This is a genomic window from Cupriavidus sp. 05L411, assembly GCF_056398045.1.
This window is the reverse complement of sequence record NZ_JBFTOQ010000014.1, coordinates 1-22,722: the sequence shown is the minus strand read 5'-3', so window position 1 is coordinate 22,722 and position 22,722 is coordinate 1. Positions and strand designations below refer to the sequence as shown.

The window sequence follows — 22,722 nt, the reverse complement described above, 5'->3', positions numbered from 1 at the left end:
GCGCATGTCACCCTCGCCGGGTGCCGTAATCGGGAGGGGCAGGATGACGCAGATCGTCGCGCGGATGGACAAGCGTGAGGGACGTGGGTACTGGTGGGCCGCCGCGGCCTGCCTGCAGGCAGTGTTGGCGACGATGCCGGGCTCAGGCCAGGCAGCGCAGGTGGTCCGCTTCTCGCCGGAGGGCGAGGTCGCTCGCGTGCGGCAGGTGGCGATCCGCTTCGACGAAGCCATGGTGCCGCTGGGCGACCTGCAGGCGAACCCGCCCGCCACGGTATCCTGCAATGGCAGCGCGATCACCGGCCAGGCACGCTGGATCGACGCGAAGAACTGGGCATTCGATTTTGCGCGCGACCTGCCGCCAGGCGTCAAATGCACGGTGCGCATGGCGGCCGGCCTCAAGAGCGAGGCCGGCAAGGCATACACCGGCAAGCTGGAGTATCGCTTCGAGACCGGCGGGCCCACCGTGGTTTCCGCGCGTCCCAGCGGCGGCGAGATCGAAGAGGACCAGGTCTTTGCGCTGCGCTTCAACGGCCCGGCCACCGCGGACTCTGTGCGCAACGCCACCTGGTGCCAGGCGCAAGGCCTGGGCGAGCGCATTCCCGTGCGTCTCGTTGCCGGCAAGGAGCGCGACGCCGTGCTGGGCGCGCTGCACTGGAAGCTGAAGGCCGACGAGGTGGATACCGTCCACCTGCTTGCCTGCCAGCAGCGCCTGCCGTCCGGCGCGCGCATGCAACTGGTGCTGGGCAGCGGCGTAGCCACGCCTTCGGGGCTGGTTACGCGCGACGAACGGCGCTTCGACTACACCGTGCGCGAGCCCTTCACCGCGAGCTTTACCTGCGAGCGGGAGCGCGCGCAGTCGCCCTGCACGCCATTGCGGCCGATCTCGCTGTCGTTCTCCGCGCCGATTTCGCGCAAGGACGCCGAGCATATCCTGCTCAACACGCCGAAAGGCCCGCGTGCCCCGCAGTTCGAGCCGGAAGCGGCGCGCGACGCGCCCGTCAGCAGTGTCAGCTTCAAGCCCCCCTTTGCCGAGAAGACCGAGTTAACACTGTCCGTACCCGCTGGCCTGAAGGACGACAGCGGCCGCGTGCTGTCCAATGCCGAGCTGTTCCCGCTCAAGGTGGGCATGGGCGCGATGCCGCCGCTGGCGAAATTCTCGGCCGCGCCGTTCGGCGTGCTCGAGCGTTTTGGTGAGCTGCCCAAGGGCAAGCCAGCAGCCGACTATCCGGCGCTGCTGCCGGTGACGCTGCGCAATGTCGAGGCCGACCTGCCGGTGCAAGGCGTGCGCGCGCAAGCCGGCACGGTACGCCGCCTGAAGGTGGACGACGATGGCGCGGTACTGCGCTGGTACGGGCTGGTTCGCCGGCTGCACGAAGGCAGCTGGACGCGCGGCGAGCTTGATGCCATTCTCGCCGGCCGCTCGCCGTCCGCGGTCAATAACTCGCGCAATGCGCCTTCCATCGAGACCCGCTCCATCTCGCTGCTCGATGGCGTGGCCGGTGCGCGCAAGCTCGCCATTCCGCAACTGGCTGAGCCGGGCGGCAAGGCGCCACGCCCGTTCGAGGTGGTCGGCATTCCCCTGCCCGAAGCCGGCTTTCATGTGGTGGAGATCGCTTCGCCGATGCTGGGCGAGGCGCTGCTCGGCAAGCCGGCGCCCATGTACGTGCGCACCGCCGCGCTGGTGACCAACCTCGGCGTGCATTTCAAGCTTGCGCGAGGCCCCGGCAAGATGACCGCGCTGGCGTGGGTCACTACGCTCGACGATGGCAAGCCGGTGGCCAACGCCGCGGTGGCGCTGCGCGATTGCAGCGGCAAGCTGCTGGCCTCGGGCCGCACCGATGCCGCCGGGCTGGCGAGTTTCAACGGCCTGGACGACGTGCGCGAGCGCAGTTGCGACGACACCGGGCTGTCCGGCTATTTCGTTTCGGCACGCATCGCCGCAGACCATCCGCAAGCACGCGGCCAGGCCGACATGGCTTTCGTGATGTCCGGCTGGAACCAGGGCATCGAGAGCTGGCGCTTCAACGTGCCGACCGACACCAGCGCGGTGCCGGACGTGCGCGTCCACACCATCTTCGACCGTACCTTGCTGCGTGTCGGCGAGACGGTGTCGATGAAGCACATGATCCGCACCGAGACTGCGAATGGCTTCGCATTGCCGGGGGCGGGCGATCCCTTGCCGGAGAAGCTGGTCATCCAGCATGAAGGCAGTGGCCAGACTTACGAGCAGCCGGTGCAATGGCGCAGCACCGCTACTGGCGGGCGCAGCGCCGAAAGCACGTTTGCGATTCCCGCAGGGGCGAAGCTGGGCGTCTATACGGTGTCGTTCAGTGATGCGAAGGACCGTGTGCTGGACAGCGGCAGCTTCCGCGTCGAGGCCTTTCGCCTGCCGGTGCTCGCGGGCACGCTCAAGGCCGGCAGCGGCGGGGCGCTGGTGGCCTCGGCGGAGGTGCCGCTCAACCTGGAAGTGCACTACGTCTCGGGTGGTGGCGCGGCAGGCTTGCCGGTGCAGGTGTCGGCGCTGCTGCGCGACAAGTACGTGCGCTTTGCCGACTACGACAGCTATGCCTTCGCCGCGCCGCGCAAGCCGCAAAAGGACAGCGGCGGCGATGAGGACGAGGGCGAGGATGGCAATACGCAGCGCGACGATGCGCAGAAGCTGGTGGCGGACAAACTGCCGCTGAAGCTGGACAAGAACGGCGGCGGCACGCTCACTCTCAAGAACATGCCGAGGCTAGACGCACCCAAGGACCTGGTGGTGGAGTCGGGCTTTGCCGATCCCAACGGCGAGATCCAGACGCTGCGCCAGACGGTGCCGATGTGGCCGGCGGGTGTGGTGGCAGGCATCCGCACCGAGAGCTGGGTCTCGGTCAAGCAGAAGCTTCCCGTGCATGCCGTGGCGCTCGATCCGCAGGGGCGGCCGCAGGCCAACGTGCCGATCTCGCTGCGCGCGCAGGTGCGCATCACCACCTCGGTGCGCAAGCGCGTGGTGGGTGGCTTCTATCGCTACGACAACCGCAACGAGAACAAGGACCTGGGCATCGTGTGCGAGGGCCGAACGGATGCGCAAGGCCGCATGCAATGCGACGTGACGCTGCCCGAGGCCGGCCAGGTGGAACTGATCGCGCAGGCCCGGGATAACGCGGGACGCGTTTCGCAGGCCGCCACCTCGGTCTGGGTGACGCGCCAGGGCGAGCTGTGGTTCGGCGGGGAGAACAACGACCGCATTGACCTGCTGCCCGAAAAGAAGGCCTACGCGCCGGGCGAGACCGCCGTGTTTCAGGTGCGCATGCCATTCCGCCATGCCACTGCGCTGGTGGCGGTGGAGCGCGAGGGCGTGCTGGAGACCAGCGTGGTGGAGCTCAACGGGCGTGATCCCACGGTGCGGGTCAAGGTAAGGCCGGAGTGGGGCCCCAATGTGTATGTATCGGTGCTGGCGTTGCGCGGGCGCTTGCGCGACGTGCCCTGGTATTCGTTCTTCACCTGGGGCTGGCGCCAGCCAACCGAGTGGTGGCAGGCGTTTCGCAGCGAGGGCCGCGAGTATGCCGCGCCGAGCGCGCTGGTGGACCTGTCCAAGCCCGCATTCCGCCTCGGGCTGGCGGAGATCCGCGTGGGCAACGAGGGCTACAAGCTCGACGTGAAGGTGACGCCCGACAAGACGAGCCATCCCGTGCGCGGCAAGGCACAGGTAGCCGTGCAGGTGAAGCTGCCCGACGGCAAGCCCGCCGCCAATGGCGAAGTTGCACTTGCCGCGGTGGATGAAGCCCTGCTGGAGCTGATGCCGAACACGAGCTGGGATCTGCTCGACGCCATGCTGCGCCGGCGCAGCTATGGCGTGGAGACCGCCACCGCGCAGATGGAAATCATCGGCCGGCGCCACTACGGCCGCAAGGCCGTGCCGGCGGGCGGCGGCGGCGGCAAGAGCCCGACGCGCGAGCTGTTCGATACCTTGCTGCTGTGGAATCCGCGCGTGCAGCTTGACGGCGAAGGGCGCGCCACGCTGACGGTGCCGCTCAACGATTCGCTCACGCGATTCCGCATTGTGGCCGTGGCCGACCTGGGCGTGGGCCGCTTCGGCAACGGCAGCGCCACCATTGCTGCCAAGCAGGACCTGCAGCTGATCTCGGGACTGCCGCCGCTGGTGCGCGAGGAAGATCGCTATCGCGCCATGTTTACGCTGCGCAATACCACGCAGCGCGCGATGACGGTGCAGGCTGTGGCGCGTGTGAGCCCGCCGGGGCAGTCCGCACAGCCGCAGGCGCTGGCCGCGCAGACGGTGGAGATTCCCGCGGGAGAATCGCGCGAGATCGGCTGGGATGCGGCCGCGCCGCTGTTGCCGGCGGGCTCGTCGGCCCAGGACGGCACGGTGCAGTGGGAGGTGGAAGCTACCGAGGCCGGCAAGACGGGCGGCGCCAGCGACCGCGTGAAGCTCTCGCAGCAACTGGTGCCGGCGGTGCCGCTCACCGTACAGCAAGCCACGTTGGCGCAGCTCGCGCCAAACCTGTCGGTGCCGGTACGCGCACCGCAGGGTGCGCTAGCCGATGGCGCGGGCCAGCCTCGCGGTGGCCTGCAGGTGAACCTGCAAGCCTCGCTGGCAGGCGGCATGCCTGGCGTGCGCGAGTGGTTCCGCAACTATCCGTTCTCGTGCCTGGAGCAGCGTGCCTCGCGCGCGATCGGGCTGGGCGATGCGGCGCAGTGGAATGCTCTGACTACGCAACTGCCCGGCTATCTCGACAACGACGGGCTGGCCTCGTACTTCCCGCTGCAAAACGACGGCAACGCCGGCAGCGAGGTGCTGACCGCCTACTTGCTGGCCGTGTCCGACGAAGCCGTGCGCGCGGGGCTGCCGCTGCGCCTGCCCGACGAAACGCGGGCCCGCATGGAAAGCGGATTGGCCGCGTTCATCGAAGGCCGCATCAAGCGCGAACGCTGGGCACCGACGCAGGATCTGGAAGTGCGCAAGCTGGCCGCGCTAGAGGCGCTGTCACGCAGCGGGCACGCGCAGGCGCGCATGCTGGGCTCGATCCAGATCCTGCCGGCGCAGTGGCCCACCTCTGCGCTGCTCGACTGGATTGCCGTGCTGTCGCGCGTGCAGGATATCCCGCAGCGCGAAGAGCGCCTCGCGCAAGCGCAGCAGATCCTGCGCTCGCGGCTGACCGTGCAAGGCACGCGGCTGGCGTTTTCCACCGAGCGCGACGACAACTGGTGGTGGCTGATGAGCGGCGGCGATCTCAACGCCGCGCGCCTGTTGGCGCTGTCGCTCGATCTGCCCGGCTGGAAGGACGAAAGCGCGCAACTCGCTACCGGCTTGCTCGGCCGGCAGATGCGCGGCGCCTGGGGCACGACCACGGCCAACGCCTGGGGCTCGCTGGCGATCACGCGCTTTGCGCAAGTCTTCGAGAAGACGCCGGTGTCGGGCGCCACGCGCGTGACGCTGGAGGGGGTGCCCGATGCATCGCGCAGCTTCGACTGGGCGCGTGCCGGGAAGGTGGATGGCGTGGCAAGCGGCAGCCTCAGCCTGCCGTGGCCACGCGCGGGCGAGTCCGCCACGCTGCAGGCCGTGCAGCAAGGCGCCGGCAAACCCTGGGCCACGGTGCGCGCGCTGGCGGCGGTGCCGCTGGCCGCGCCGCTCTCGGCGGGCTACCGCATCACGCGCAGCGTGACTGCGGTGGAGCAGGCGGTGGCGGGCAAGTGGTCGCGCGGCGACACGTATCGCGTGAAGCTGGAGATCGATGCGCAGGCCGACATGACCTGGGTGGTGGTGAGCGACCCGGTGCCCGCTGGGGCTACCATCCTCGGCAGCGGCCTCGGGCGCGACTCGGAGATCGCCACGCGCGGCGAGCGGCGCAAGGGCGCATGGCCTGCGTTCACCGAGCGCACGCCGCAGGCATTGCGCGAGTATTACGCCTACATGCCGCGCGGCAGTGCCACGGTGGAATACACCGTGCGCCTGAACAATGCCGGCGAGTTCGCCTTGCCGCCCACCCGGGTCGAGGCGATGTACGCGCCGGATGTATTCGGCGCGCAACCCAATGCCAGACTGACCGTAGGAGCACGCCCTTGAGCTGGCTTGCAATGATGATGCCCGCGCGGGTGCGCGAGTGGTGGCTGGCCGGCACCATGGCCGGCCTGGTGTACGGCGGCCTGCTGGTCACCGTCGCGATGGACTCGCCGCCCGGCGCGCCGTTGAATGGGCAGATCGCCTTCCAGCCGTTGTGGAAGACCGCCATGGCGCTGCTGCTGGTACGCGCCGCGCACTTCCATCCCTTGCGTCGCGAGCGGCGCTGGCTGATGGCGGCGCTGCTGTTCTCCGCGCTGGGGGACTTTCTGTTGGCGATGCCGTGGCTGTCGTTCTCCTTCATCGGCGGTCTTGGGGCTTTTCTGATCGCGCACTTCGCCTACCTCGGCTTGTTCGTGCCCATGGCGGGTGACGGGCGCGCGCATCGCCTGATTGCTTGCGGTGTGGTCATGGGCGCTGCTGGCGTGATGCTCGCTCGCTTCTGGCCCAATCTGGGCACGTTGGCGGTGCCGGTCTCGGTCTATGTCGGCGCGCTCGCGGCGATGGCCTGCGCCGCGTTGCTGGCGAAACTGCCGACGCCGCTGGCGGCAATCGGTGCGCTGTGTTTCGCCGTGTCTGACGGCTTGCTCGGCACCGCGCGGTTCCTCGTGCCGTTCGATACCTTTGCGCTCGGCATCTGGTGGACCTACGCCGCCGCGCAGGTGCTGCTGGTGGCCGGCGTGGCGGCCGGGCGGGACAAATGAACGCGGGCCTGCGCGCGGTAGCCATGATGGCCTGCCTGGCCTGCGCGCCTGCGCCTGCGCTGGCGCTAGCATCCTTCGACAGCGTGCGCGCCGGCTGGCGCAGCGCGGATGTGGTGGTGCTCGACCGCCATGGCGAAACCCTGTCCCGCGTGCGCGACGATTTCCGTGCGCGCCGCGGCGACTGGGTCACGCTGGCGGAGATATCGCCCGCGGTGCGCACCGCAATCGTGCTGTCGGAGGACCGCCGCTTCTATGCGCACAGCGGCGTGGACTGGCAGGGCGTTGCCGCCGCCGCGTGGGCCAACCTGTGGAATACGCGCACACGCGGCGCCTCCACCCTGACCATGCAGCTCGCCGGCTTGCTCGACGAGGACCTGCGCCGTGCCGACAGCGGCCGCAGCGTGAGCCAGAAGATGGCGCAGGCCGTGCGCGCGACGGCACTGGAGCGCAACTGGAGCAAGGACCAGATCCTCGAGGCGTATCTCAACCTGGTGCCGTTTCGCGGTGAGCTGGTCGGCCTGTCCGCGCTGTCGCAGGCACTGTTCGGCAAGTATCCGAGCGGCCTCGATGCACGCGAGGCGGCGCTGGCGGTGGCGCTGGTGCGTGCGCCCAACGCGCGTGCGCCGCAGGTGGCGCAGCGCGCGTGCGGCATCCTGCGCGAGCAGCAATTGCCCAAGGCATGCGACGGGCTGGACGGCTTCGCGCAACTGGCGTTGCTGCGCAGCGGCGCCAGCAATGCGGGCACAACATCGATGCCGAACCTCACGCCGAACCTGGCACCGCATCTGGCGCGCTTGCTGGTATCGCAAGCCCGCGGCGCCGGCCCGGTGCCCGCCACCATCACGTCCACGCTCGATGCCGGCCTGCAACGCATCGCCACGGCGAGCCTGGATCGGCATCTGCGCGAGCTTGCCGGACGCAATGTGGAAGACGGCGCGGTGGTGGTGATCGATAACGCGAGTGGCGACGTGCTGGCCTATGTGGGTTCGTCGGGCGCGTTGTCGGCGGCCGCGCAGGTCGATCACGCGGCTGCGCCGCGCCAGGCCGGATCCACGCTCAAGCCGTTCCTCTATGAGCAGGCGCTGGAGGCACGGCGGCTGACCACGGCATCGCTGCTGGACGACCGGCCTGTCAACCTGCCCACGGGCGGCGGTGGGGGCCTCTATGTGCCGCAGAACTATGACCGGCAATATGCGGGCTGGGTGAGCATGCGGGCCGCGCTGGCGTCGTCGCTGAACGTGCCCGCGGTGCGCACGCTGGTGATGGTCACGCCGTATCGCTTTCACCAGCGGCTGACCGCGCTCGGCTTGCCGCTGGCGCAGGCCGGTGATTACTACGGCTACAGCCTTGCGCTGGGCAGTGCCGATGTGCCGCTGGTCGCGCTTACCAATGCCTATCGTGCGTTCGCCAACGGTGGGCGTTATGGGGGCGCACGGCTGCGCGCCGATGCGCCGCAGGTGCCAGTGCGCGTGGTGATGTCGCCTGCGGCTAGCTATCTGGTTGCCGATGTGCTGTCGGATCGCCACGCGCGGGCGCGCACGTTTGGCCTGGACAGCCCGCTGACCACGCGCTTCTGGACCGCGGTCAAGACCGGCACGTCGAAGGACATGCGCGACAACTGGTGCGTGGGCTGGTCGCAGCGCTACACGGTTGGCGTGTGGGTGGGAAACGCCAGCGGCGCAAGCATGCATGAGGTCTCGGGGGTGTCCGGCGCCGCGCCGGTGTGGCACGAGATCATGGAGGCACTGCACCGCTCGGTGCCGAGCGTGGCGCCGTCCATGCCTGCCGGCGTGGAGCGTGTGCCGTTGCGCTTCGCCGATAACGTCGAGCCCGCGCGCGATGAGGTCTTCCTCGCGGGTACCGCCATGCGCGTTGTCAACATTGCCAGCGCGGATAGCGTGCGTGCCACCAAGGATCGCGTCACTGCCATCGCCAGCCCTGCCGACGGCACCGTGTTCGCGCTCGATCCCGATATCCCGCCGGCGGCGCAGCGCGTCTGGTTCCATGCCGAGGGCGTCAGCGGACAGACCGCGCAACGCGTGAGCTGGCGCATCGACGGCAAGCCGCTGGGGCGCGGCGGCCAGCTCTCCTGGCTGCCCTGGCCGGGCCGGCACGAGGTGGAGTTGCTGGATGCCGCAGGCAAGGTGGTTGACCGCATCGGCATCGAAGTGCGCGGCGCCGTAGCCAAGGCGCCGCGCCGCTGATTACGCGGCTGACGATGCCGGTGCGAGCGGTGCGCGCGCCTTGAGGAAGTCGACGAACACGCGCAGCTTGGCCGGCATCAGCAGGCGGCCCGGGTAGTAGAGATAGAAGCCATCGAACGGCGGCAGCCAGTCATCCAGCACCGTGACCAGCTGGCCCGAGGCGAGAGGCGCGCGCAGCAAGGACTCGAACTCGTAAAGCAGCCCGAGCCCGGCGAGCGCTGCCTGATGCAGCAGGGCCTTGTCATTGGCGATCAGCGCGATGCCGGTATCGACCGTGGCCTGGCGCGCGGCGTGCATGAATTCCCAGCGATAGACCTGGCCCGCGGGGCCGAAGCGGTAGTGCAGGCAGGCATGCGCCTGCAGGTCGCGCGGCAGCTTGGGCTTGCCACGGCGCGCGAAGTAGTCCGGCGTGCCGGCCACCACCATGCGCATCGGGCCGGTGATGGGAATCGCCACCATGTCGCGCTGCAACGCCTCGCCCAGGCGCAGGCCCGCATCGAAGCCCTCGGCGATCAGGTCGGTCAAGCGGTCGTCGACGGCTACGTCGACGCAGATCGACGGATAGAGCTGCATGAACTCCACCAGCACCGGTTGCAGCGCGGTGGCCGCAGCCGAGTACGAGGTGGTGATGCGCAGCGTGCCGGCGGGCATTTCGCGTTGCTGGCGCGTGTCGTCGGCCGCGGCCCCGATCTCCGTCAGTGCAGGCTCCACGCGCGCCAGCAGCGCGGCGCCGGCTTCGGACAGGCCGACCCGGCGCGTGGTCCGTTGCAGCAGGCGTACGCCCAGGCGCTGCTCAAGCTGGCGGATGGTCTGCGAGATGGCCGATGGGCTCACCCCGAGCGCGGTGGCGGCGGCGGTGAAACTGCCCAGGCGCGCCACGCGGACGAAGGCGGCCATGGCGGGCAGCAGGTCGGGGTCAAGGGAGACGTCAGGCTTCATGGTGCGGCGAGGGTAGCATGGCGCGCCTTGCCGCGAAGCGTGCGGCGGCGCGTCGCTAGCGCAAGGCCTCTGGCGCGGATCCCGACAGATGCGGCAACCGTGAATGGCTGAGCAAGCCAAATACCAATGCCGCCGATGCAATGGTGATCGCGGCGAGGATATACAGCAGGAGCCGGAAGGCGTCGCCATAGCCTTGCACCAGTGCCTGCTCGCTCGCCTGCGGCAGCAGAGCCATGGCGCGGGGCAGGTCGCCCATGGCGAGCCGGTGCGCGGCTTGCGCCAGCGCGGGCGAGGGCGCAGTGGCGATGGCGTGCAGCCTGGACTGGGCAAGCCCGGCAAGCATGGCGCCAACGATGGCCAGGGCAATGCCTTCGCCCGCCACCCGCGTGGTGCTGAAGATGCCGGTGGCCATGCCCGCGCGCTCTTTGGGCACCACGCTGACGGCGAGGCCATCCATCAGGCCCCAGGGCAGGCTGATGCCAAGGCCAATCGCCAGCATGGGCAGCGCCAGCCCGGCGCCCGGCTGGCCCGGCGCGCATTGGGCCAGCCATAGCAGGCCGCCGGCGCACACCAGCAAGCCCAGGCCACAGATCAGGCCAGCCGAGAGCCAGCGGGTCAGATGCCCGGCCAGCAGCGGCACCACCAGCATCGGTGCGGACAGCGCAATCATCATGCGGCCGGCTTCGATCGCGCTGTAGCCTTCGATGCCGATCAGGCGAACCGGCAGCAGCACTTGCAACACCACGTACGAATACGCGGGCGCGGCCGCCAGGAATTGCACGCCGACAAAGCGCGGATAGCGAAACAGCGACAGGTCCAGCATAGGCGCGCGCACGCGCTGCTCGATCATGACGAACGCCAGCATCAGCACGGCGGCGCTGGCCAGCAGCAAGATAACCGGCAAGCTGCCCCAGCCGCTTTCCGGCGCACGCAGCACGGCATAAGTGAACAAACTCAGCGCGCCGGTAAAGGTGCCCGCGCCTGGCCAGTCAAGCCCGCTGGCGGCGGGGTCGCGCGACTCGCGCATGCAGCGTGCACCCATCACCACTGCGCAAACGGTGATCGCGGCCGCGCTGAGGAAGACGCTGCGCCAGCCGGCTTGCTCGATCAGCCATCCTGCCAGCACTGGCCCGAAAGCGAGTCCCACGCCGAACGTAGTGCCCAGCAAGCTGAATGCGCGGGTGGCGGCCTGCCCCTCGAACTCCTGCGCCAGCGCTGCCATGCCCCCTGCGAAGGCGGCGGCGCCGGCCACTCCTTGCGCTGCGCGCAGGCCATCCAGCCAGGCGATGTCGGGCGCTGCCGTGAGGGCCAGCGAGCTAAGCGCAAAGCCGGCAATGCCGGTGAGAAAGACGCGCTTGCGCCCGAAGCGGTCGGCCAGCGCGCCGGCTGCCATCAGGCAACTGCCGAAGCACAGCATGAAGGCGTTGGTGACCCAGTTCAGCGCGATCGGGCTGCCGCCGAGATCGGCAGCGATCGCTGGCAAGGCTACCGCCGGGCCGGTGAAGCTCAGGGGCATGGCCAGCGCGGCAAGACAGACCGCGCCAAGGATCATCAGTTTTTGCGCCGTGGTGTGCGCGGCGTCAGGTGCAGGTTTGGGCATTGGGAGTCCGGGTTGGAGGGCGGTGCGGGCGTCGCATGTTGCTGGCGCCGATAGCACGTGGCTGTGGCCAATCGCAAAAGTGGACTGATGATAGGATGGCCTTAATACGTCTTAAAGCACCTGGATTTCCGTGCTTAGCGGACAAAAATTCTCTAATGAAGCGGCATAGATAGTCATGGATCGTCATGGACAGTCTTAGTGGCCTGTACGCCTTTGTGCGCGCGGCGCAGACCCGGAGCTTCGTCGCGGCGGGACGGCTTCTCGGTGTCTCGCCATCGGCCATCGGCAAGAGCGTGATGCGGCTCGAGGCCAGGCTTGGCATCCGGCTGTTTCACCGCAGCACGCGGCAGATCCGGCTGACGGATGAGGGTGCGCTTTTCTTCGAGCGCTGCCGCCGTATCCTCGAGGAAATCGACGACGCGGAACTGGAGTTGTCGCGGCTGCAGGAGGCGCCGCGCGGCCGGCTGCGCATCAGCGTCCCGGCGATCGGCTATCGCCTGTTGCTGCCCGACCTGACCGCGTTTTGCACCGCCTATCCGGAGATCGAGTTCGACCTGGATTTCAGCGACCGCATGGTGGACGTGGTGGAGGAGGGCTTCGACCTGGTGATCCGCAGCGGCGCGCTGGTGGATTCCCAGCTGATGTCGCGGCGCCTGCGGCCTTTTCGCCAGGTGGTGTGCGCCGCGCCGGACTACTTCGCGCGGCGCGGCATGCCCAGGCGGCCGAAGGACCTGGAGCAGCATGTTTGCCTGCGCTATCGTTTCCCCTCCAGCGGGAAACTGCAGGATTGGGTGTTGACGCAGGATGCCGACGGCGAGGAAGTGCGTTTGCCGGGCACGTTCGCCTTGAACAACATCGAAGGCGTGCTGGCCGCGGCGATCGGCGGCCTGGGCATTTGCTACGTGCCGGATTTCGTGGCGCAGGAGGCGCTGAGCGACCAGCGCCTGGTGACGGCGCTGGACACGTTCAACGTGGTGCAGGGCACATTCTGGATGCTGTGGCCATCGAGCCGGCACATGCTGCCTAAGCTGCGGGTGCTGGTTGACTTCCTGTCCCGCCGGGAGAACCCGGGATGAGAGCCCATTGCCCTTCCCATCGCCCATTGTGTCCAGCTTCAGAGGGCAACCCGATTGTGAAGCTGCGCTTCATGACGCATGCAGCGTAGCCGGCTGTTTCCGCACCCCGGCCTTGGCGATACTGCCGAGGTTCCTCAACCAAGGAGTTCCGCATGACCGCACTACGCAAGCTGGGCCGGCATGGCCCACAGGTATTCCCGCTTGGCCTGGGCTGCATGGGCATGAGCGAGTTCTACGGCGCGCATGACGACGCCGAATCTATTCGTGCTATCAATCACGCCATTGATCACGGTGTTAATTTTATTGATACGGCTGATATTTATGGCCCGTACACCAACGAGAGCCTGGTAGGCCGGGCCATCGCGGATCGCCGTGACAGCGTGGTGCTGGCGACCAAGTTCGGCATCGTGCGCGACGCCGCCAACCCGGTGGCGCGCGGCGTGGATGGCCGGCCCGAGTATGTGCGAGCCAGCTGCGACGCCAGCCTCAAGCGGCTCGGGGTGGAGCATATCGACCTGTACTACCAGCACCGGGTCGATCCGCAGGTGCCCATCGAGGAAACCGTGGGCGCGATGGCGGAACTGGTGAAGGCGGGCAAGGTGCGCTGGCTGGGACTGTCGGAGGCCGGCGCGCAGACCATCGAGCGCGCGCATGCCGTGCATCCCATCACCGCGCTGCAAAGCGAATATTCGCTGTGGACGCGCGACGTGGAAGCGGGTGGCGACCAGAGCATTCTTGCTACGTGCCAGCGGCTCGGCATTGCCTTCGTGCCATACAGCCCGCTGGGCCGGGGCTTCCTGACCGGTGCCATCCGCAGTCCTGAGGATTTCGCGCAGGACGATTACCGCCGTTCCAGCCCGCGTTTCATGGGTGAGAACTTCGCGCGCAACCTGTCGCTGGTCGACAAAGTGAACGCGCTGGCGCGCGACAAGGGCTGCAGCCCGGCGCAACTGGCGCTGGCGTGGGTACTGGCGCGTGGCGAGATGCTGGTGCCGATTCCCGGCACGCGGCGCGTGGCCAACCTTGACGACAACCTTGGCGCGCTGGACGTGGTGCTGGACGCGGCCGACATGGCGGCCATCGACGCCGTGTTCCCGGCAGACGCAGTAGCGGGTACGCGTTATCCGGAGCAGGTGATGTCCTTGCTGGCGCGCTGAACCGGCTGAACCTGTGGAGCGTGGGGGGCCGGCGGCGAGTTCGCCGATAATCCAGCATCGCGAACCGCCTCCGGAGCCACCCGCCATGTCCGTTGCCCTGCTAGACGCCGCCCAGACCGCGGCCCGCCTGCCTTACCCCGCGCTGGCCCGTGCCATTGCCGCCATGCTGGCCGAACTGCGCGCGGGCACGGCCATGGCGCCGCCGCGCATTGCGTTGCCTGTCGGGGACCCCGCCGGCGGGGAAGGCACGCTGCTGGTGATGCCAGCGCGCAACCGGGAGCTGGTGATGACCAAGAACATCACCGTGCACCCCGGCAATCCGCAACGCGGCCTGCCCAATATCCTCGGCGAGGTGGTAGTGGCCGACGCTCATACCGGACGCCGGCTGGCGCTGCTGGACGGGCCCACTGTGACGGGCCGGCGCACTGCCGCCGTGTCGCTGCTGGCGGCGCAGTGCTTCGCGCCGGATCCCGCTGGCGAGCTGTTGATCATCGGTGCCGGCGTGCAGGCGCTGACCCATCTGGAAGCCTTTGCCACCGGCCTCTCGCCGCGCCGGGTGTGGCTGCATTCGCGCACGGCCGCCAAGGCCGAAGCCCTCGCCGCGCACGCGCGCACGCTGGGCGTGGAGGCGCAGACGGTGGATGACGTGCGCACGGTCCTGCCGCGCGTGTCGATGGTGGTGACGGTGACGTCCAGCCTGGTGCCGGTGCTGCCGGACCTGGATAGTGGCCTGTGGCGCGACGATCATTTCATCGCCGCGGTGGGCGCGTTCCGCCCGGAGATGTGCGAGTTGCCGCCGGCGCTCTGCCAGGCGGCCTCGGCGCACGGCCGGCTGCTGGCCGATACCTTGTTCGGCATCGAGGAGGAGGCGGGTGATCTGCTGCAGGCGGGCATCGCTTGGTCCACCGTGCAGCCGTTCGAGCACGCCATCCTTGCCGCGGACGCACTGCGCGCGCGCCGCGGCAGCCCGCTGGTCTTCAAGAGTGTCGGTTACGCCCTGTGGGATCTGGCCGCGTGCGTGTTGGCGAGCGCCGGCACAGCGTAATTCCCTTGCAACCAGTAGGCCTATACCGCGCAGTAGGTTTTCTGTCCGGCGAGCGTCGCAAATTGCATACGGTTTCGCCGGCCGATTTGGCTCGTTTGCCCGCGTTTTTAATGGTTAACCCGTGATTTAGGGGCGGGCTTCTACAAAAGTGTTAAGCGTTTGAAACAGACGGGTCACACCAGACGGGATAATGCCTGCCTCGGGTAGAGAGTCAATAAAAGGAGTAAGAGGCATGTCCCCCAAGAAGATCCTGCTGGCCAGCGTAGCCATGCTAGTTGCTGGTGCCGCGCAAGCGCAGAGCGCCGGCAGCAATATTGTCAGCCTGGGCTGGTTCCGCGTGATGCCGACGAGTTCGGCTGATGCGCTGGTCGTCGATAGCATCGGTGGCTTCCCCGTCAACCAGACCGAAGCCGGCACGAGTGCCAAGATCAAGTCCGCGGATACGCTTGGCATCGCGTTCACGCACTTCTTTACCGACAATATCGCAGGCGAAATCGTGGCGGGGATTCCGCCGAAGCACGACGTAGAGGGCGCTGGCACGTTTGCCAAATACGGCACGCTGGGCAATGTAAAGCAATGGAGCCCGGCGGTACTGGTGAAGTACTACTTCGGGGAAGCGAAGACCAAGTTCCGCCCCTATGTGGGACTTGGCGTGAACTACACATGGTTCACCGACGAGACCATCAACAACCAGACTTTCGTGCGCTCCGAATTTGGTCCGAACGCCAAGATGACGGCGAGCGCCAAGAGCTCGTGGAATCCGGTGTTCAATGTTGGCGCGAACTATGCCATCACCGATAACTGGTTCGTCGGCCTGTCGGTGTCCTACCTGCCGCTGTCCAGCACGGCCACGCTCACCACGCAGAACGCGGGTGCGGCGGGCAATGCTACCGTGGTGTCGCATACCAAGATCAAGATCGATCCGGTTGTGACCTTCCTGAACGTCGGGTACCGCTTCTGAGCGACTCGCCAGACGACAAAACGGGCGCCAGCAATGGCGCCCGTTTTGCTTTGTGCCGCTGCCGGTTCAGCCCGCGGCCTGGGTGCTGCCCTTGACGGGATAGCCCGCGGCCTCGATGGCTTCGCGCAGCGCTTGGCCGCTGACGGTGGCCTCTACCGTGACGGCCTGCGCGGGGATGTCGGCCGACACCTTCGCGGCGGGATCGAGCGCTTGCACGGCGCGGGTGATGGCGCCTACGCAATGGCCGCACGACATGCCTTCAACCTGGAACTGGATCATCTGGAATCTCCTGTTGGTACCTGGGGTAAGGAATCAAGGTGAGCGTCCGGCCGTCCAAAAGCGTACCTGTCGCTGCGCTGGCCGTGCCGGACTTCGGTCTACCCCCGAAGTTTGCACCTTCCCACCGTGGGAAGCGCAAGGCCTTTTCCAAACGTTCTCGCGTTCGACGCGTGATGAATGCGTTGCTTGCGCGCGGGCTTGACCTTCCCAACATGGTAAGGTCCATGATGTGGTTGTCATCACTGTGGACCCGATCCCTGCCATGCCCGCTAACTCCCAACTCCTTCCCGTACCCGGCGCCGCAGCAGGCGCGCCGCCCTCCGAATGGCGGCTGCCGATCGGCGGCATGACGTGCGCCTCGTGCGTGCGGCGCGTCGAGACCGCGCTGGGCAAGGTGCCTGGCGTGCGCCAGGTCGCCGTCAACCTCGCCACCGAAGAAGCCACGCTGCAGGCCGATAGCGCAGCCGTGCTGCCGGTCGCCGCCGAGGCCGTGAGGGCTGCCGGTTACGAGGTGCCGCACCAGGCCATGACCTTGTCCATCAGCGACATGACGTGCGCTTCCTGTGTGGCCCGCGTCGAGCGTGCGCTGAAGGCCGTGGCCGGCGTGGTGGATGCGCAGGTCAACCTGGCGACGGAGCAGGCTGAGGTGACCGTGCTGCGCGGTGCCGTGGATGCCGATGCGCTGGCCGCTGCGGTGGCGCGCGCCGGTTATGGCGCGGTGCCGGTCACCGGCGAATTGCCGGCTGGGGCGGTGCTTGGCGAAGGCTTCTGGTCCGGGCCATGGCCGGTGGCGATCTCGGCTGCGCTATCGTTGCCGCTGGTTGCGCCCATGGTGGCCGAATGGTTCGGCGTGCACTGGATGCTGCCGGCCTGGGTCCAGTGGCTGCTGGCCACACCGGTGCAGTTCGTGTTTGGCTGGCGTTTCTACAAGGCTGGCTTCAAGGCGGTGCGCGCGGGCGCGGGCAATATGGATCTGCTGGTCGCCCTCGGCACCTCGGCAGCCTATGGCTTGTCCTTGTGGCTGATGTGGCGTGGCGCGGACGATATGCCGCACCTGTACTTCGAGAGCGCGGCGGTGGTCATCACGCTGGTGCGCCTGGGCAAGTGGCTGGAAACGCGTGCCAAGCGCCAGACGGCGGATGCCATCCGCGCGCTGGCCGCGCTGCGCCCAGATAGCGCGATCGTGCGCCGCGACGGCGCGGAGGTGAGCGTGCCGCTGGGCTCGGTGCGGGTCGGCGATGAGATCGTGGTGCTGCCGGGCGCACGCGTGCCCGTGGATGCCAAGGTAATCGAAGGTAGCAGCCATGCGGACGAATCCATGCTGACCGGCGAGAGCCTGCCGGTACCGAAGGCACCCGGCGCGCTGCTGACCGGCGGCGCCATCAACTACGAAGGCCGCCTGGTGGCGCGCACGGTGGCGGTGGGTGCGGAGACGGTGCTGGCGCGCATTATCCGCATGGTCGAGCACGCGCAAGCCGCCAAGGCACCAATCCAGCGCATGGTCGACCGCGTGAGCTCGGTGTTCGTGCCGGTGGTGCTGGGCATCGCGCTGGTCACGCTGCTAGGCTGGGGCCTGTTCGGCGGCAACTGGGAGGCAGCCTTGCTGAACGCGGTGGCGGTGCTGGTGATCGCCTGCCCGTGTGCGCTCGGCCTGGCCACGCCGACCGCGATCATGGCGGGCACGGGCGCGGGTGCGCGCGCCGGCATCCTGATCAAGGACGCCGAGGCGCTGGAAGTAGCGCACCGAGTCAAGGTGGTGGCCTTCGACAAGACTGGCACGCTCACGGTGGGTAAGCCGGAAGTGGTGGCGCTGGCGGTACCGGCGGGTGCCGGTGACGATGCGGAACCGCGCTTGCTGGCGCGCCTGGCCGCGCTGCAGGCCGGCAGCGAGCATCCGCTGGCGCACGCGGTGCTGGCAGCGGCCCGCGCGCGCGGCATCCACGCGCCGACCGCTACCGATGTGCGTGCATTGCCTGGCATGGGCTTGTCCGGCAAGGTCGATGGCGTGGCGCTGCAGCTTGGCAGCGAGCGCCTGCGCGCCTCGCTGGGCGCAGCGGCGGGTACGCTCGAAGCGCAGGCGCAGGCACTGCAGCAAGCGGGCCGCACGGTGTCCTGGCTGATCGAGACGGGCGCGGGGGATGCGTCGCCCGCGCAAAGCCGCGTGGTGGGGCTGGTTGCCTTTGGCGACGCCATCAAGCCTGGCGCGCGGCGCGCGATCGAGCGGCTGCGCGCCGCCGGCGTGCGCACGGTGATGCTGTCCGGCGACAACCGGGGCGCCGCCGCGCGCGTGGCCCAGACGCTGGGGCTGGACGAGGTGCAGGCGGAAGTACTGCCGGCCGACAAGGCCGAGCGCGTGAACGGGCTCAAGGCGGGCGGCACCGTGGTGGCCATGGTTGGCGACGGCATCAACGATGCGCCGGCCCTGGCCGCGGCGGATGTCGGCATCGCCATGTCGACCGGCACCGATGTGGCCATGCATGCCGCCGGCATCACGCTGATGCGCGGGGACCCGGCGCTGGTGGCCGACGCGCTGGCGATTTCGCACCGCACTGTGCGCAAGATTCGCGAGAACCTGTTCTGGGCCTTCTTCTACAATGTGATCGGCATCCCGCTGGCGGCGGCCGGCCTGCTTAACCCGGTAGTGGCCGGCGCGGCCATGGCATTCTCCAGCGTGAGCGTGGTCGGCAATGCGCTGCTGCTGCGGCGCTGGAAGCCGGCGGGAGAGCAAGCATGAATGTCGGCAAGAATATCGGCGAAGCGGCACAGGCTTCCGGCGTCTCCGCGAAGATGATCCGGCACTACGAGTCCATCGGCCTGCTGGCGCCACCGCCGCGCAGCGAGGGCGGCTACCGCCGCTACGACGAGCGCGCGGTGCACACCTTGCGCTTCGTGCGGCGTGCCCGTAATCTCGGGTTCTCGCTGGACGAGATACGCGGACTGCTGTCGCTGTGGCACGACCGCGCGCGGGCCAGCGCCGACGTCAAGGCGCTCACCTTGCGCCACGTGGCGGACCTGGAGCAGCGCATTGCCGAGCTTGCCGCCATGCGCGACACGCTGCGCCAGCTGGCCGAGGCCTGCAGCGGCGACGCGCGGCCCGACTGCCCGATCCTCGCGGATATGGCGCAGGCGGGATTCGGCCTGGCGGCGGAGGAGGTGGATGCGGGCGGCAGCAGCGATGGCGCGGTGCCGGCCTGCCATCGTCACGGCGAGGACAGCGCCGCGGCCTCCTAGGCAGGGAAGGCTGGCGGCATCGTAGCGGAACACAGATGGAGATCAACCGAATGGATCGACCGAGTACCGCTGCTCCCGCCGAGCCGACCGACGTCGGCGGCCCTGCCGTGGCGGCGCCCGCGCGGCCCGCCACCCCCATCGAAAGCCGCCAGCGCATGCGCGACGGCACGGAACTGTTCCTGCGCACCTGGCAGCCCGATCCCGACCTGTTCCCGGAACCCGCTGGTTCGCTGTTGCTGGTGCACGGCCTGGCCGAGCATTGCGGGCGCTACCAGCACGTGGCGGAGCTGTTGTGCGGCCTGGGCCTGCGTGTGCGCGCCTACGACCAGCGCGGCCATGGTGCCAGCGGCGGCCCGCGCATGGTGGCGGAGCATCCGGATGTGTTCGTCGAAGACCTCACCGAAATCCACGACGCCGCGGTGGGCCAGTGGCAGGAGCTGCCGCTCCTGCTGGGGCACAGCATGGGCGGGCTGGTGGCCGCGCGCTTCGCCACTGCGCGCGTGCGGCCCATCCGCGCGCTTGTGCTGTCATCGCCCGCGCTGGCCTTGAGGCTGTCCGCCCCGATGCTGGCCCTGCACCGCATGCTGCTGACGCTGGTGCCGCGCCTGCGCGTGCCCAACCCGATCGATGCGCGCTACCTGTCGCACGACGCCGCGGTGGTGGCGCAGTACCGTGCCGATCCGCGGGTGCAGGGCACCATCAGCGCCGGCGTGTTGGAGACCTTCGTGCGCGGCATGGCGCAGGCGCAAACCGACGCGTCCATGCTGGAAGCGCCCATGCTGATGCTGGTGGCGGGCGACGATCGCATCGTCGATCCGGCCGGCAGCCGCCGCTTCTTCGACAACGCGCCGCCCGACCTGCGCGACGCGCTCTGGTTCGACACCGGCTACCACGAGATCTTCAACGAGGCACAGCCGCTGCGCGGCGAGGTACTGGCCGCGCTCACCGGCTGGCTGCGCAAGCATCTGCAGCCGCAGGCAGCGTGAGCGCGCATGATGTGTCCCTGGCTGCCATCATCTGAACCATTGCGCGCAGCCATGGCCCAAGCTCGGCATGCCGCGCACGGACGCACGCATTTGCCATCCTGGCGGGATATTCCCGCGCGGGCTCATCATCAACCTTTCCAAACGTGGCGCAAGGCCTGACAAGAGAAAGCATGGAGACATACGACTACATCATCGTCGGCGCCGGATCGGCCGGCTGCGTGCTGGCCAACCGCCTGACCCAGGACCCCGAGGTGAGCGTGCTGCTGCTGGAAGCCGGCGGGCGCGACGACTACCACTGGATTCACATCCCGGTGGGCTACCTGTATTGCATCGGCAACCCGCGCACCGACTGGATGTACCGCACCGTGGCGCAAGCCGGGCTGGGCGGCCGCTCGCTGGGCTACCCGCGCGGCCGCGTGCTGGGTGGCTCGTCCTCCATCAACGGCATGATCTATATGCGCGGGCAGCGCGAAGACTATGACGACTGGGCGCGCCTGACGGGCGACGACGGCTGGCGCTGGGACAATGTGCTGCCGCTGTTCAAGCGCAGCGAGGACCATCATCGCGGCGGCGACGAATTCCACGGCGCGGGTGGCGAATGGCGGGTGGAAGGGCAGCGCTTGCGCTGGGACATCCTGGAGCGCTTTATCGATGCCGCCGAGCAGGCCGGCATCCCGCGCACCGATGACTTCAATCGCGGCGACAACTTTGGCGTGGGCTATTTCGAGGTCAACCAGCGACGCGGCATCCGCTGGAATACCGCGAAGGCGTTCCTGCGCCGCGCGGCGGAACGGCCGAACCTGACGATCGTCACCGGCGCCCAGGTGAGCGCGCTGACGTTCGAGGGACGCCGCTGCACCGGCGTGGACTATCTCGGCGGCGGCAAGCCATTCACGGCGGCAGCGCGCGAGGAGGTCATCCTGGCGGCGGGCGCGGTCAATACGCCGCAGTTGCTGGAGCTGTCCGGCATCGGCCAGCCCGAGCGGCTGCAGGCGGCGGGCATCGCGGTGCGCCATGCGTTGCCCGGCGTGGGCGAAAACCTGCAGGACCACTTGCAGCTGCGCAGCGTGGTCAAGGTGGAGGGCGTGCGCACGCTCAACACGCGCGCAGGCAGCTGGTGGGGCAAGCTTGGCATCGGCCTGCAGTACGCGGTCAACCAGAGCGGCCCGATGAGCATGGCGCCGTCGCAGCTCGGCGCCTTCGCGCGCTCGGATGCATCGTATGCGCGGCCCAACCTCGAGTACCACGTGCAGCCGCTATCGCTCGACAAGTTCGGCGATCCGTTGCATCGCTTCAATGCGTTCACCGCCAGCGTGTGCAACCTGCGCCCGACTTCGCGCGGCAGCGTGCACATCGCCGATCCGGATTTCCGCCACGCGCCGGTGATCGCGCCCAACTATCTGACGACCGATGCCGACCGCAAGGTCGCGGCGGATTCACTGAGGCTGACGCGGCGCATCGTGGCCTCGCCCGCGCTCGCGCCCTACAAGCCGCAGGAATGGCTGCCGGGCGCGGCGTTCGAGACCGACGAGCAACTGGCACAGGCCGCAAGCGAGATCGGCACCACCATCTTCCATCCGGTGGGCACGTGCCGCATGGGCCGTCCCGATGACCCGCAGGCCGTGGTGGACCAGCGCCTGCGCGTGATCGGCATCGATGGCTTGCGTGTGGTCGATGCATCGATCATGCCGCTGATCACCTCGGGCAATACCAACTCCCCGACCATCATGATCGCGGAGCGCGCCAGCGACATGATCCGGGAGGATCGGCGCCGGCGCGCGAGCGGCGTGGCGCAAGGGGTCACGCAGGGCGCTGTTTCTCCGGCGGGGGCTTCGCTGGCCAGCAAAGCGGGAGCCACAACCCAGGCCTGAGTACGCCGCCGGCCGCGAACGTGCGGCAAACGCGCGGCAAACCTGACACCAACCTGACATCTGGTTCATGTTTCATAATCAGTGCAAACCCGGATGTTTTGCGACGCAGCAGACGCACACAATAGACGCCGAGATGCCGTGCAGCACCGCTCACATTGGCGCGCCCCTACAAGGGCGCGTCGCGCGTTCCGGGAGGGGCGCGCACGGCGGACATCCAGGCTGCAATAAAGGCAGCAAATAAATACAAGCGGCGCGAGAGCCGCAACAGCCACGGGGAGCGCAACTGGATTGGCGTGACCTGTGCGGTGGTGGTGCGACTGGCACCACAGTTCTGACCATTTGGCGGTGCCGACCAGAAGCCGGTGCCGCAGCAAGAGGGCGGGCAGGAGACCATGAATCAGCAAGAAACGATCCTGGAAACGCGGAACCTCACCAAGGAGTTCAAGGGGTTCACCGCGGTAAGCGACGTCAACCTCAAGGTGCGGCGCGGCTCCATCCATGCCTTGATCGGCCCCAACGGCGCCGGCAAGACCACCTGCTTCAACCTGCTGACCAAGTTCCTCGAGCCGACCACGGGCACGATCCTGTTCAACGGCATCGACATCACCCGC

Annotated in this window: 15 protein-coding genes; 12 read left to right on the top strand and 3 right to left on the bottom strand. The window is 68.4% G+C overall.

Annotation, left to right across the window (positions count from 1 at the left end):
- The first annotated feature begins 43 nt into the window (after nt 1–43).
- Genes AC1DQR_RS18280 through pbpC form a run of 3 tightly spaced genes read left to right on the top strand, consistent with a single transcriptional unit; the run spans nt 44 to nt 8,966 of the window.
- Nucleotides 44–6,064: an alpha-2-macroglobulin family protein gene (locus AC1DQR_RS18280; RefSeq protein ID WP_477133481.1), complete on the top strand. Its 6,021-nt coding sequence runs from the start codon at nt 44–46 to the stop codon at nt 6,062–6,064.
- On the top strand, nt 6,061–6,762 hold the full coding sequence (locus AC1DQR_RS18275) for a lysoplasmalogenase (RefSeq protein WP_416049993.1): 702 nt from the start codon (nt 6,061–6,063) through the stop codon (nt 6,760–6,762). Before AC1DQR_RS18280 ends, AC1DQR_RS18275 begins: the two co-directional genes overlap by 4 nt.
- A complete protein-coding gene (pbpC, locus tag AC1DQR_RS18270; RefSeq protein ID WP_416049992.1) occupies nt 6,759–8,966 on the top strand; it encodes a penicillin-binding protein 1C in 2,208 nt (735 codons plus the stop codon). The genes AC1DQR_RS18275 and pbpC overlap by 4 nt, the downstream gene beginning before the upstream one ends.
- Here the strand turns inward: pbpC and AC1DQR_RS18265 are convergent, their stop codons facing one another.
- Together AC1DQR_RS18265 and AC1DQR_RS18260 are read right to left on the bottom strand one after the other, a co-directional pair.
- Nucleotides 8,967–9,905 carry a LysR family transcriptional regulator gene (locus AC1DQR_RS18265; protein ID WP_416049991.1) on the bottom strand — a complete coding sequence of 313 codons (939 nt, stop codon included), beginning with the start codon at nt 9,903–9,905 and terminating at the stop codon, nt 8,967–8,969.
- 55 nt (nt 9,906–9,960) lie between these two features.
- Entirely contained in the window at nt 9,961–11,505 is a 1,545-nt protein-coding gene (locus AC1DQR_RS18260) for an MFS transporter (protein WP_416049990.1), read from the bottom strand.
- Nucleotides 11,506–11,690: 185 nt separating this feature from the next.
- Between AC1DQR_RS18260 and AC1DQR_RS18255 the strand changes: the two genes are divergently transcribed.
- From AC1DQR_RS18255 to AC1DQR_RS18240, 4 genes are all read left to right on the top strand, one after another.
- The gene (locus AC1DQR_RS18255) at nt 11,691–12,581 is read left to right on the top strand and encodes a LysR family transcriptional regulator (RefSeq protein WP_416049989.1); all 891 of its coding nucleotides are present in this window, start codon (nt 11,691–11,693) and stop codon (nt 12,579–12,581) included.
- A gap of 152 nt (nt 12,582–12,733) precedes the next feature.
- Nucleotides 12,734–13,738 carry an aldo/keto reductase gene (locus AC1DQR_RS18250; RefSeq protein ID WP_416049988.1) on the top strand — a complete coding sequence of 335 codons (1,005 nt, stop codon included), beginning with the start codon at nt 12,734–12,736 and terminating at the stop codon, nt 13,736–13,738.
- Between the two features lie 85 nt (nt 13,739–13,823).
- Nucleotides 13,824–14,783: a delta(1)-pyrroline-2-carboxylate reductase family protein gene (locus tag AC1DQR_RS18245; RefSeq protein WP_416049987.1), complete on the top strand. Its 960-nt coding sequence runs from the start codon at nt 13,824–13,826 to the stop codon at nt 14,781–14,783.
- A gap of 232 nt (nt 14,784–15,015) precedes the next feature.
- Complete coding sequence (locus AC1DQR_RS18240; protein ID WP_416049986.1) at nt 15,016–15,744, top strand: OmpW/AlkL family protein; 729 nt, start codon at nt 15,016–15,018, stop codon at nt 15,742–15,744.
- Between the two features lie 66 nt (nt 15,745–15,810).
- Here AC1DQR_RS18240 and AC1DQR_RS18235 read toward each other — a convergent pair whose 3' ends face one another.
- Nucleotides 15,811–16,023: a heavy-metal-associated domain-containing protein gene (locus tag AC1DQR_RS18235; protein WP_416049985.1), complete on the bottom strand. Its 213-nt coding sequence runs from the start codon at nt 16,021–16,023 to the stop codon at nt 15,811–15,813.
- A gap of 262 nt (nt 16,024–16,285) precedes the next feature.
- Between AC1DQR_RS18235 and AC1DQR_RS18230 the strand changes: the two genes are divergently transcribed.
- The 5 genes from AC1DQR_RS18230 to AC1DQR_RS18210 form a co-directional block, all read left to right on the top strand.
- Nucleotides 16,286–18,757, top strand: a complete 2,472-nt coding sequence (locus AC1DQR_RS18230) for a heavy metal translocating P-type ATPase (RefSeq protein WP_416049984.1) — start codon at nt 16,286–16,288, stop codon at nt 18,755–18,757.
- On the top strand, nt 18,754–19,254 hold the full coding sequence (gene cueR / locus AC1DQR_RS18225; RefSeq protein ID WP_416049983.1) for a Cu(I)-responsive transcriptional regulator: 501 nt from the start codon (nt 18,754–18,756) through the stop codon (nt 19,252–19,254). The genes AC1DQR_RS18230 and cueR overlap by 4 nt, the downstream gene beginning before the upstream one ends.
- 50 nt (nt 19,255–19,304) lie before the next feature.
- Complete coding sequence (locus AC1DQR_RS18220) at nt 19,305–20,240, top strand: lysophospholipase (RefSeq protein ID WP_477133480.1); 936 nt, start codon at nt 19,305–19,307, stop codon at nt 20,238–20,240.
- A gap of 170 nt (nt 20,241–20,410) precedes the next feature.
- Nucleotides 20,411–22,111: a GMC family oxidoreductase gene (locus AC1DQR_RS18215; RefSeq protein ID WP_477133479.1), complete on the top strand. Its 1,701-nt coding sequence runs from the start codon at nt 20,411–20,413 to the stop codon at nt 22,109–22,111.
- Between the two features lie 392 nt (nt 22,112–22,503).
- Nucleotides 22,504–22,722 (top strand): ATP-binding cassette domain-containing protein (locus tag AC1DQR_RS18210; RefSeq protein WP_477133478.1); only part of this gene is annotated, 219 nt, incomplete at its 3' end.